Source organism: Streptomyces sp. NPDC001231 (assembly GCF_042896885.1).
GTDB lineage: Bacteria > Actinomycetota > Actinomycetes > Streptomycetales > Streptomycetaceae > Streptomyces.
This window is the reverse complement of sequence record NZ_JBIAXS010000048.1, coordinates 31266-41429: the sequence shown is the minus strand read 5'-3', so window position 1 is coordinate 41429 and position 10164 is coordinate 31266. Positions and strand designations below refer to the sequence as shown.

The window sequence follows — 10164 nt, the reverse complement described above, 5'->3', positions numbered from 1 at the left end:
CACAGCAACCTCGTCCGGAGTCACACACTCCCAACGCCACACCGGCCCAGAAGGACACGCACCACCACACCCGACCTGACCAAGCCCTACTAGGAGCGGGGTATGACAGCCAACCCACCCGGTCCCTCGAACCCCGCTCCGCGACTTCCCCCGTCGCCGTGACCAGGCACTCGGGGCGGCACGCCGCATGGGCGCTCTCAGAGCTCGGCAACATTGAAGCGTCCCGACCAAGCAGGCGCTGTCCGTATCTGTCGAAGAACGCTCTCCGTTGTCACATACGTAGCCACTCTAGCGGCGCGGAAAGAGGAAGGACTCAATGATCCGGGTGTCGTACTCGTACCCGTGGACCCGGATTTCAGCAATGGCTACGAAGTCGCGCTGGTCTACTTCCGCCGCCAACTGAGCTGCCAGACTTGGGTTTTTCAGAAGTTGCGCTGAGCCAGCCGTGCCGAAGCCGTGGCAGCCCATCACGACGAAGGCTGCGGTCTTGTGCGAGGGATCAAAGGGGTTCTGGCATCGCACTACCAAGCCGTAGTCCTTGACCACCTTCTGGCCTCCAGCGCCGTACTCGGGCGCGTATCTACGGTTGGCGATGGTGATGGCGACCTCGTCCAAGCTGATGCCCACAGGCAAGGTGTCCTGAATGGCGTCGAAGGTCCGCCGGGAGACGTCGTTGACCGCCGGGCCACCCAATATGAGCAAATTCGCCGAGGAAAGCTCTGAGACCGGAGCTTCCAACGAGTCCGTGATCTTGTATTCGATGCCGATGTTCTCGAAGGTCGGAGTGAACTCCAGCAGGACCCTGACCTCGTTGATGCTCGCACGGTGCGTGCTACGAGGAAGCGGCCCCTCCCGACAGGTGAGTACCAGTCTCAGAGGGCGGCCGTTCTTCAGGATGGGCCGCCAAATCCTTCGCTCTGCCCGTGTCTTCCACGCTCCGGCCATGCGATGTGCGGTGGCGGTACCCACGACCAGGAGCAGGCCGCCAACAACCTCCGATGCAACAGACGGCACCCCGTCCATCAGCACGCTCACCGCTCCGCCCGGCCTTCTCTCGCCAGGAGCAGGATTCCCGCCACCGTGGGCGCATGTGTGAGCGTTCCTTCCAACACCTGGCCGAGCGCCTCCTCGACCGACATCCACACCAGACCGAACTCCGCGGTATGACGGGCGCCCATAACGAGCTTGTGTACTCGTACGAGATGTGTCCGGTGTACGGATACCGAGAAGTCCATGTCGAGGGTGAGGATCTCCTCAGCGTCGTCAGCAACGCATCCGGACTCCTCGAACAGCTCACGTAAGGCGGCCTCAACGTGCGACTCTCCCTCTTCCACCTTCCCCCCGGGCAGTTCCAGGGTGTAGCGGTCGTGCGTCGCACGGTCCTGGCGAACCAGCAGCATCTCGCCTGCACCGCTCACATGAAGGACACACACTGAGTCGGGGAAGATCAGCCGCCCGTCAATGAGGCGAAGGCTGTCTGGAAGTTGCATGGCCCCCCGTTCCATCGCGCTGCTTTCGAGGTACCAGTGGCTACCCCTCCGCGAAGGTCGACATGCCCAACGCCCGCGGATGGGTCACCCAGTGGTCTCCACAGCAAGTAGCGCGCCCGCCGTCGCAGCCAACCGGCCTTGGGGAACATCAACCCGTACGGCACGTTCCGCCTCGACATGGACAAGCGGATCGATCTCCTGCCCGTCCCTGTACCAAGCCCGCGCCGAGCAGCGCTCAGCGCGTCGGACGGTAGGTCGCGATGATCACTCCGCTGCTGGTCGGCCGGGCGCTCACCAGCTGCAACTTCTTCAGGGTGGCGTCGTCGGCGAACAGCTTCTTGCGGTCCTCGCCGGCCACCACCGGGTGGATCAGCAGTACCAGTTCGTCCAGCAGGTCCTGCTCCAGCAGCGAACGCACCAGCGTCGGGCTGCCCGCGACGGTGATGTCCTTGCCCTCGCCCGCCTTGAGCTCCTCGATCGCGGCCGCCAGATCGCCGTTGATGAGCGTGCTGTTCGCCCAGTCCTCGACACTGTCCAGCGTGGAGGAGACGACGTACTTGGGCGAATCGTTGATCCACTTGGCGAAGCCGGCGTCCTCGCCGCTGGTCACCGTCGGCCAGTACCCGGCCCACTCGGTGAAGGTCACCCGGCCCAGCAGAATCGTGTCGGCCGTCTCCAGCGTCTCCCCCAGCGCCGCGCCCATCTCCTCGTCGAAAGCGAACTGCCACTCGTTCGGCGACTGGGCGACACCGTCGAGCGAGACGAACAGACCCGAAACGACCTTGCGCATGATTCCTCCGTCATGAGTTCGGGGTCGTCTGCCCGGTCCCGGCCAGGACGGCCCTCTGACCGGGACGAGCCGACCCCGTCGGCTACGCCAGGAAGACTATGCGGGTATCGAAGCTGAGGTCTTGTACAGAAGCGACAGGGGCTCCGCCCTGTCCGGAGCGCTCAGCCGAGTGGCGGTCCGGCCGATGTACCGGGTCAAGGACCGCGCCAGATGCGGCTGGTCGAAGTAACCCAGCCGGTGCACGACGTCCTGGGCCGGCGCACCCTCCTGGATCAGTACCGCCGCCTCGCGGGCGCGGCGGATCTGCCGGATGGCGCCCCAGGTGAGGCCCGTCGCAGCGACCAGGCGCCGCTGGAGGGTGCGCTCGGAGACGTCGAGGGTGGCGCCGTCGAGCATGGCGGGCACAATCGGGTCGCAGTCCACGATGCCCTCACGCACCATGCGCCGTACGAACGCCTCCGCGTTGTCGTAGTCGGGCGGGTGCCAAGCGGAGCCCTTCAGCCAGACGGAGTGCCGCGTCACGTCGGGTATCTCCGCGCTACCGCCCACAAGCTGGCTGATCGGTATGTGCGGCATCGAGGTGCCGAGGGCAAAGCTGATGCCGAAGAACGTGGCGTCCTTGGGGACGGGGGCCAGACAGGCCTTGGGCTCCGGGCCCAGTACGGCCGCCTGGCCCTGACCGTGGTGCTCCCAGAAGACGAGCTCCCAATGCGATGTCGCGATCGACGTCATCCGGCCCACGTCGTCGCTGCGGCTGCGCCACACCCGCTCGATGTACGGCAGCTCCGACGGCCGGCTCTCGATCTCCAGACCCAACCGGATCATCCCCCGTTCACCGCTGCCTGAGCCGCCAGTGTGTCACGTCGTCCGGACGGCCAGAGCGCGTGCGAGATGCGCGGGGAGGATCGGCGCGGCTCGGCCTCAGCTCCTGCTGAGGCGGTCACGGCACCTTCCTCGCGGCGCAACCATGAGCGGCCTTCAGGCATGATGATCACCAACGAGTGATCCATGAGAAGGGGTATCCGTGCACGCAGACAGGCGCTGGGCCAGATTCGCCGTTGCCGCGGCGGGGGCGGCGATTTTCTTCATCACCGCCTGCGAGGGGCCGTCAGCCCTGGCAGACGGTGAGAGCTCGCCGAATCCCGACTTCGCGGCTTTCCAGGCCAAGCCCTGTCCAAAGCTGACCGATGCCGACAAGGCCAACGGCCACCTGATCACCACGACCGCCGGCCCGCGCGAAGGCATCACCGTCCGCCCCGGCGGCGAACCGCAGACCGTCCTCGTCAAGCTCTGCAACACCACCGGCAAGGCACTCCGCGACATCGCGCTCTCCGCGCAGATCGAGTCCAACTACGCGGGCGAGCAGCCACCCAAGCTGACGGTGGAGCGGCGCGAGGCCCCCGACGGCGACTGGCACCCCGTCGAACTGGTCGTGGCCAACGACTACCAGCCGTTGACCGGCGCTTCCGGTGCGCAGGACCTGCCCGCCCAGGGCACCCGCACCGTGGAGTACCGGATCAGCGCCGCCGAGGGCGCCCCCGCGGGCCGGGGACGGCTCGGTATCCATGCCGTCCGGGCCGACGCAGACCCGTTCGACATGGAGGACATGCGGGGCGGCGGCAGCGGAGGATTCCCGCTCACCACCGCCTCTCGCGAGTGATGGGTCCGACAACATCCGACGCACGGGGGCCAATCCTCACGAGCGGATGCGGGAGCTACGCACGACAAGAGCCGCGCTTCAGCAGGTCAGCGAATTCCTTCGGTCCCTCCACCCCGACGGCCCGCCGCCCTCACGGGCGGCTGGGCGCTTCGGACCCGCGACCCCGCCGGACCCGCTCCTGCACCTGTGCATGGAGTACGGTCATGCCCTCCGGCGGCACTGGGACCGGGCTTCCGGTGAGGGTGTACCACTCGTCGGCGTCCGTGTACTGGATCGCGATACCGGCGCGCCCGTCGGGCAGGAGACTGGTGGTGACGGTGAGCTCGCCGGTGATGACGCCGACCTCGTCGGTCATCGCGCCGCCGGGCCCGGCTTTCACCTCGTCGATGAGTCGTCCTGCTGGGGGCCGTGGTCGCTCATGAGGAGCAGGTACCCAGCATCTCGGTGAGCGTGTTCTTCTCGGCTTTGGTCACCGACAGCTCGTACGTCGCCTTCACGGACACCCAGGTCCGGGCGTAGGCGCACCAGTAGGTCTTGGACGGCGGCTGCCACTCGTCCGGGCCCTGATCGCCCTTGGACCGGTTCGACGTCGCAGAGACGGCCAGCAGCTGCGGGTGCGTCACGATCAACGTCAATCGGGCGGTCCTGGCACATCCGCTGTTCACGGCGATCTCCCGACGTCATCTGGCCTGCCTGATCGAGGAGTTGGCCCAGCCGTGGCAGGCCGGTGTTGAAGGTCGCCGTCACGAGGCACGGGGAGGGCCGAGTAAGCGGGCGGCGGGAGCCGGTGCCCGGCATCAGCTGGTCTTCGTCGACCGGCTGGTGGTCACCCTCATCCACCTGCGGCACGATCTCCCGCACTCGGTGCTGGGGCTGTGGTTCGGCGTCGACCACTCAACCATCCGCGCGATCGGAGAGATCCGGGCCCTCCTGGCAGGTCGGGGATGCGCGGTCCCCGACCGGTCCGGTCTGCGCCTGCGGACCCTGTCGGGCGTGTTCGCCTACGCCCAGGAACCGCGGTCGTCATCGCCTACGACGACTCCGACGGCTGGTACGACCATGCCTACGTCGCCCCGCGCAACGACTCCAAGGACACCTCCCTCGACTCCAACGGCAAGGCCACCGACAGCCCCGCCTGCCAGAAGGGCCCCAACATCCGGCGGCTACGCCGACCGCTGCGGCCCCGGCACCCGCCAGCCGCTGCTCGTGGTCTCGCCGTACAGCAAGGTCAACAAGGTCGACCACACCCTGACCGACCAGGCGTCCATCACCTGGTTCCTCGAGGACAACGGGCATATCGGCCGCCCCGGCGACCATTCCCTCGATGCCACGGCCGGCTCGCTGAAGGGCATGTTCGACTTCCGGCACCCGAACAACAAGCAGGTGCTGCTGAACGCGGACGGCTCGATCAAGCACGTCGGTCCGATCAAGTACGTTGCGCCGCTGACCATCAGCATCACGCCGGATCCGGCGATGGAGAACACCGCCGCCACCACCGATGCCTCCGCCTCTTCGGCGTGACATCACCGGCGCTGGCCGGGGCGGCACTGGCGGTGTTCCGCGGACGGGGCGGGAGCGCCTGGTGGCCTCCTCTGTGCTGCAGTAGCCGGAGGCGCTGCACCGATGACGGGCACGGCGTGAACACCGGTGTGCCTGCGCCCAGTTGCCTTGTTACCGAATGTGGACAGACCCGAGTGAACTACGCCCGCCCCGGCGTCATCTCATGGGGTGCAGCGAAACAGTCGATGTGGCCGGTCGCCCTGCAGGAGCAGGGGGGAGACGCCGCGTCCTGACAGACCATGGGGGAGCTTTCATCATGACCACGCACCGTGCCCGCCGTACCGCCCGTTCCGCCACCCTGGCCGCCGTCACCGCCGCGCTGGCGCTGGGCCTGACCGCCTGCGGCGGCGCCGACGATGGCTCGAAGGCGGCGGGCGGCGACCACGCCGCTGGTACCGCGCAGAGCCGGCCCGCGTCCAACGGGGACGGCAAGGGCAGCGCGGAGCAGGCCAACAGCGGTGGTGACACCAAGGAGGGGGCGCGCTCGGCGACCGCCTCGGGCGGGACGGACGAGGCCGTGAGCAAGGGCACAACGGCCGGCGCCCAGCAGTGCCGCGGAGACGAGATGCTGGTCACCGCGGTGCACCGGTTCGCCGGTCAGCAGGGCGACCACCTGCTGGTCACCGCGTCGAACGAGGGCGCCAAGCCATGCTGGGTCACCTCGTACCCGGCCGTGAAGCTCGGCGAGGACGTCGACGGCGCCGCACTGCCGCACTCGAAGAAGGACAACCCGGGCGGCGACAAGCACATCACGCTCCGGCCCGGAGGCAAGGCATACAGCGCGGTGAACCTCTTCGACTACGGCTCGAAGAACCACACGGCGCACTCGTTCGCCATCGCGCTGCGCGGCGCGGACGGTCACCACGGCCCCTTCTACTCCGTCGACACCAGGGGCCAGAAGCCGCAGTTCAGCTGGAACGAGGCCGACGTGCTGAACTGGAGCACCAAGAAGCCGTACGACTTCTGACGGCCCGTCAGCCAGTGACGCGTCACCGCCTTGCAGCACGTCTACGGTCAGCAACTCGCAAGGCTCCCCGGCGGCCAGTGACTCGGCGAGATCACCGGAGACCGCCCTTTGGATCCCGCTCGCCCTACCCTGCCCACCCACACGCTCAACTGGCCAATCGCAACGCTCAGTCACACGTATTCGGCGGGCCGCCGTACAGCGCCCTGGCCTCGGCCCCCTCCCGCTGGCGCACCACGAATCGAAACCAAAGACGACCAGCCGCGCGATGGGCATGGACGCCTGCGCCGTCGCGGCCGCCTTCGAGGAAGCCCGGTTCGAGGCGCGCCAGGACTCGCGGCACGAGCACTTGGCCGACGATGAGCGCGGCCAGGCGGAGCTTGCGGAATGGGAGCGCATCGGCCAGGTGCTCGCCGACACGGCGCCGGGCACCGTCGACGACCCGGACACCGACGACGTCGTCCAGGACGAGCTCGCCGGCCCGCTGGGTGTGGTGGTGACGGCGGCTGAGACGCAGTGGGTGGGCCTGTTCGCGGGACTGAACGGGTGGCAGTTCCGCAAGCTCGTGGGGCTCGTACGGCGTCGGGGCGGCGGCAAGCCCACCGGCGGACGGCCACGGGCCTTGTCATTGGAGGACCGCATACTGCTGGTGGTGGACTGGCGGACGAACCTCACGATGCGGCAGCTCGGCCCTTTATTTGGGATCTCGAAGTCCGCCGCTGACCGGGTCATCGACGACATCGCCCCGCTTCTGGCGCTGTCCCCCGTCCGGGGCCGGCACCCGACCGGCACAGTGCTGATCGTGGACGGCACCCGGGTCCCGACCCGCGACCGGAGCGTGGCCGCCTCCTGCAAGAACTACCGCTACTTCACCAACCATCAAGTCGTCGTCGACGCCAACACCCGGCTGGTCGTAGCGGCTGGACGGCCCCTGCCCGGCAACCGTCACGACGCCCGCGCCTACCGGGAATCCGGCCTGGACCGAGCTGCGAAGAACGCGCCCGTACTCGGCGACGGCGGCTATCGCGGCACCCCTGCGCTCATCCCGCACTGGCCACGCAAAGACCGACCACTCACACCTGAGCAGCAGGCTGACAACGCCGTCCACCGCCGCGCCAGAGCCCGTGTCGAACACGCCTTCGCCCGGATGAAGACCTACAAGATCCTCCGCGACTGCCGACTACGCGGCGACGGCGTCCACCAAGCCGTCCTCGGTGTGGCCCGACTGCACAACCTGGCGCTCGCTGGGTAAGCACCCACCTCGGCCCAAGTCCATCCCAGCCATGGCCCAACACCCGCTTACGGGCGTCGTTAGTCCGCAACCTTGCTGCGGCTCTGGTAGGCGAGGTCCTGATAGTCGGGGTGCCGGGCCATCCAGGCGGTGATGAACGGGCACACGGCGAGCACCCGCAGCCCGTCCGCCCGCGCGGCGTCCAGGCCCGCGCGGGCCAGTGCCGAGCCGACGCCCTGCCCGTTGAACTCCGGGTCGACCTCGGTGTGGGTGAAGACGATGAGCCCGCTCTCGCTGGTGCGCAGGTACTCGGCGAACCCGGCGAGCCGCCCGTCCACGCGGGCCTCGTAGCGATGGGTGTCGGGGGAGTCGGTGATTTCGATGGTCATCGTGGGCCTTTCGAGCAGTAGGGCGGGAGGGTCCGGCCATCCGTAAACGTAGGTCCGGAGGGGTTCGTACGGTCAGCGGGGCACCGGCCGCGGCGTGGCGGTCCAGCGTACGGGGTGTTTGCCGAGGATGGAGACCCGGTTGAAGGCGTTGATGGTGATCGCGGTCCAGATCACGGCGGAGGGTTCGGCCTCGGTGAAGACCTCGCGGGCCGCCCCGTACGCCGGCTCCAGCGCGGCGGCGTCCTCCGGGTGCGTGACCGCCTCGGCCAGGCTGAGCGCCGCCCGCTCCCGTACGGTGAACACCTCCGTGTCCCGCCGGCCCGGCAGGACCCCAGGCGCATCGGGGACTCCCCGGCGCGCAGGGCCGCCCGGATGTGGACGTTGAGGCAGGAGGCGCAGCCGTTGAGCTGGGAGACGCGTACGTTGACCAGTTCCAGCAGGGCAGGCTTGAGGCCAGCCGCGACGGCCTCGGTGTGCACCGCCTTGGCGGCCCGCCGGAACGCCTGGTACGACGCGGGCGAGGCCTTGTCGATGTAGACCCGTCGAGCACCTTGCTCCTGTACAGCGGGGCCAAGCACGATGTCTGTCGCGTTGAACGGATGCTGAGGTTGAAAGGCTGCTCCCCGTTGATCTTCACGAAGACCTCGTCCAAGTGCCACTTGTCCCCGGGCCGGGGCCGGCGGCGACGCAGTCCGTTCGCGTAGGCCTGGCCGAACTTGGCGGACCAGCGACGGATGGTCTCGTAGGAGACGATGACGCCGCGCTGGAGCATCAACTCCTCGACCCCGCGGAAGCTGAGCGGGAAGCGGAAGTACAGCCACACGCAGTGGGAGATGACCTCGACCGGGTACCGGTGCCCCCTGTACGACGGCGACGCGCTCCCCACGGACGATCCCCTCCACCATGATCAACTCGAAGATCCTCCCACGCCATTCGCCAATGTGACAGTGCCCTCTGGCGGGTTCCGCGACGGGCACACCGAACACCTCTGCCATCAGGGGGCTTCGCCGCCGACACCTCGCTGGACTTCTTCAACGAATTTGTGGCGTAGGACGCGAGCAGGTCGTTTCCGACGGGTGCCACGTCCGTGGGCGCGGTCGCTCAGGTCGAGGCAGGGCGAGCGCGGGAGCATCGTCAGCGGACGACGTCGAAGACGTTTTTCTGCAGGCCGTTGGCGTACGCCTCGTGCTCGACAAGCTTCAGCTTCTGGGTGTCCTTGTCCGTGTCGCTGAACAGACGCTTGCCCGCGCCGAGCAGAAGGGGGAAGACGAGCAGGTGGTAGCGGTCGATCAGGCCGGCGTCTGAAAGGTTCTGGTTGAGGGCGGCGCTGCCGTGGACGATGATCGGGCCGCCCTCGGTCTCCTTCAATGCGGCGATCTCGTCGAGCGAGCGCAGGATCGTGGTCTCGCCCCAGTCCGAAACCAGGTCGTCCCCGGTGAGGGTGGTGGAGACGACGTACTTCGGCATCACCTTGTAGTCGGCGAAGTCCTTCATGCCCGGCCACACCGGGCTGAATGCCTCGTAGCTGACCCGGCCCATCAGCATCGCGGTGGCTTGCTTCTGCTCCCGGCCTTTGATGTCGAATGCCTCGGGGAGGAACTCGATGTCCTTGAAGGTCCACCCCGAGTTCCGGTAACCGGGCTCGCCGCCCGGGGCCTCCACGACGCCGTCGAGCGAGACGAAGGCGGTGCTGATCAGGGTACGCATCTCAGGTCTCCTGGTGTCTTGTGGCTGGTTCTCAGCTGGTTCGGCCGGTGCACGCTTCGGCCGACCTCGGGGCGGCAGTGCACCAACTATCACTGGATGACTGCGGATCGCGGAAAAACTCATCGCTCCTCGCTCGCCTCCCGGCGGCCTCGACCATCCGGATCATCTCGGGGAAGCCACACGTGCCCGACCGCGAGACCTACAAGCAGCGCAACAGCAACGACCGATGCATCACCCGCCTCAAGCAGTGGCGCGGCATTGTCATCCACTACGACAAGCCCGCCACCATCTAACTGGCCAGACTCCGCATCACGGGCATCTTTATGTCGCCGGCTCGGTGATCCAAACGAAACCGCCCGGGAGCCGTGGAACC

The 10164-nt window shown here is 67.8% G+C and carries 11 protein-coding genes and 4 pseudogenes; 5 read left to right on the top strand and 10 right to left on the bottom strand.

The window, feature by feature from the left end:
* Nucleotides 1–288: 288 nt before the first annotated feature.
* The 4 genes from ACFY3J_RS36740 to ACFY3J_RS36725 all read right to left on the bottom strand — a co-directional run bounded on the left by ACFY3J_RS36740 (nucleotide 289) and on the right by ACFY3J_RS36725 (nucleotide 3105).
* Entirely contained in the window at nucleotides 289–1035 is a 747-nt protein-coding gene (locus ACFY3J_RS36740; RefSeq protein WP_384183215.1) for a Nif11-like leader peptide family natural product precursor, read from the bottom strand.
* Nucleotides 1032–1490 carry an NUDIX domain-containing protein gene (locus ACFY3J_RS36735; protein ID WP_384183212.1) on the bottom strand — a complete coding sequence of 153 codons (459 nt, stop codon included), beginning with the start codon at nucleotides 1488–1490 and terminating at the stop codon, nucleotides 1032–1034. Before ACFY3J_RS36735 ends, ACFY3J_RS36740 begins: the two co-directional genes overlap by 4 nt.
* A gap of 235 nt (nucleotides 1491–1725) precedes the next feature.
* Complete coding sequence (locus ACFY3J_RS36730) at nucleotides 1726–2280, bottom strand: dihydrofolate reductase family protein (protein ID WP_384098232.1); 555 nt, start codon at nucleotides 2278–2280, stop codon at nucleotides 1726–1728.
* A gap of 96 nt (nucleotides 2281–2376) precedes the next feature.
* Nucleotides 2377–3105: a helix-turn-helix domain-containing protein gene (locus ACFY3J_RS36725; protein ID WP_390842692.1), complete on the bottom strand. Its 729-nt coding sequence runs from the start codon at nucleotides 3103–3105 to the stop codon at nucleotides 2377–2379.
* 199 nt (nucleotides 3106–3304) lie between these two features.
* On the opposite strand from ACFY3J_RS36725, the gene ACFY3J_RS36720 reads away from it, so the two are divergent.
* Complete coding sequence (locus ACFY3J_RS36720) at nucleotides 3305–3940, top strand: hypothetical protein (protein ID WP_390842691.1); 636 nt, start codon at nucleotides 3305–3307, stop codon at nucleotides 3938–3940.
* Nucleotides 3941–4070: 130 nt separating this feature from the next.
* Here the strand turns inward: ACFY3J_RS36720 and ACFY3J_RS36715 are convergent, their stop codons facing one another.
* Nucleotides 4071–4319 carry a hypothetical protein gene (locus ACFY3J_RS36715; RefSeq protein ID WP_390842690.1) on the bottom strand — a complete coding sequence of 83 codons (249 nt, stop codon included), beginning with the start codon at nucleotides 4317–4319 and terminating at the stop codon, nucleotides 4071–4073.
* 37 nt (nucleotides 4320–4356) lie between these two features.
* On the bottom strand, nucleotides 4357–4563 hold the full coding sequence (locus tag ACFY3J_RS36710) for a hypothetical protein (RefSeq protein ID WP_390842689.1): 207 nt from the start codon (nucleotides 4561–4563) through the stop codon (nucleotides 4357–4359).
* 1 nt (nucleotide 4564) lies between these two features.
* Here ACFY3J_RS36710 and ACFY3J_RS36705 point away from each other — a divergent pair.
* The 4 genes and pseudogenes from ACFY3J_RS36705 to ACFY3J_RS36690 all read left to right on the top strand — a co-directional run.
* Nucleotides 4565–4951: pseudogene (locus tag ACFY3J_RS36705) on the top strand (transposase family protein); the annotation flags it as partial.
* Nucleotides 4951–5363 (top strand): annotated as a pseudogene (locus tag ACFY3J_RS36700) (alkaline phosphatase family protein); the annotation flags it as partial. The pseudogenes ACFY3J_RS36705 and ACFY3J_RS36700, both read left to right, overlap by 1 nt.
* Before the next feature lie 393 nt (nucleotides 5364–5756).
* Nucleotides 5757–6467: a DUF4232 domain-containing protein gene (locus ACFY3J_RS36695; RefSeq protein ID WP_390842688.1), complete on the top strand. Its 711-nt coding sequence runs from the start codon at nucleotides 5757–5759 to the stop codon at nucleotides 6465–6467.
* Nucleotides 6468–6948: 481 nt separating this feature from the next.
* The gene (locus ACFY3J_RS36690) at nucleotides 6949–7716 is read left to right on the top strand and encodes a transposase (protein WP_390842696.1); all 768 of its coding nucleotides are present in this window, start codon (nucleotides 6949–6951) and stop codon (nucleotides 7714–7716) included.
* Nucleotides 7717–7775: 59 nt separating this feature from the next.
* Here ACFY3J_RS36690 and ACFY3J_RS36685 read toward each other — a convergent pair whose 3' ends face one another.
* The 4 genes and pseudogenes from ACFY3J_RS36685 to ACFY3J_RS36670 form a co-directional block, all read right to left on the bottom strand.
* Nucleotides 7776–8084: a GNAT family N-acetyltransferase gene (locus ACFY3J_RS36685; protein ID WP_384183196.1), complete on the bottom strand. Its 309-nt coding sequence runs from the start codon at nucleotides 8082–8084 to the stop codon at nucleotides 7776–7778.
* 72 nt (nucleotides 8085–8156) lie between these two features.
* Nucleotides 8157–8662: pseudogene (locus ACFY3J_RS36680) on the bottom strand (carboxymuconolactone decarboxylase family protein).
* A 34-nt stretch (nucleotides 8663–8696) separates the two neighbouring features.
* Nucleotides 8697–8970: pseudogene (locus tag ACFY3J_RS36675) on the bottom strand (IS6 family transposase); the annotation flags it as partial.
* 248 nt (nucleotides 8971–9218) lie between these two features.
* Entirely contained in the window at nucleotides 9219–9791 is a 573-nt protein-coding gene (locus ACFY3J_RS36670) for a dihydrofolate reductase family protein (protein ID WP_384183194.1), read from the bottom strand.
* Nucleotides 9792–10164 lie beyond the last annotated feature (373 nt).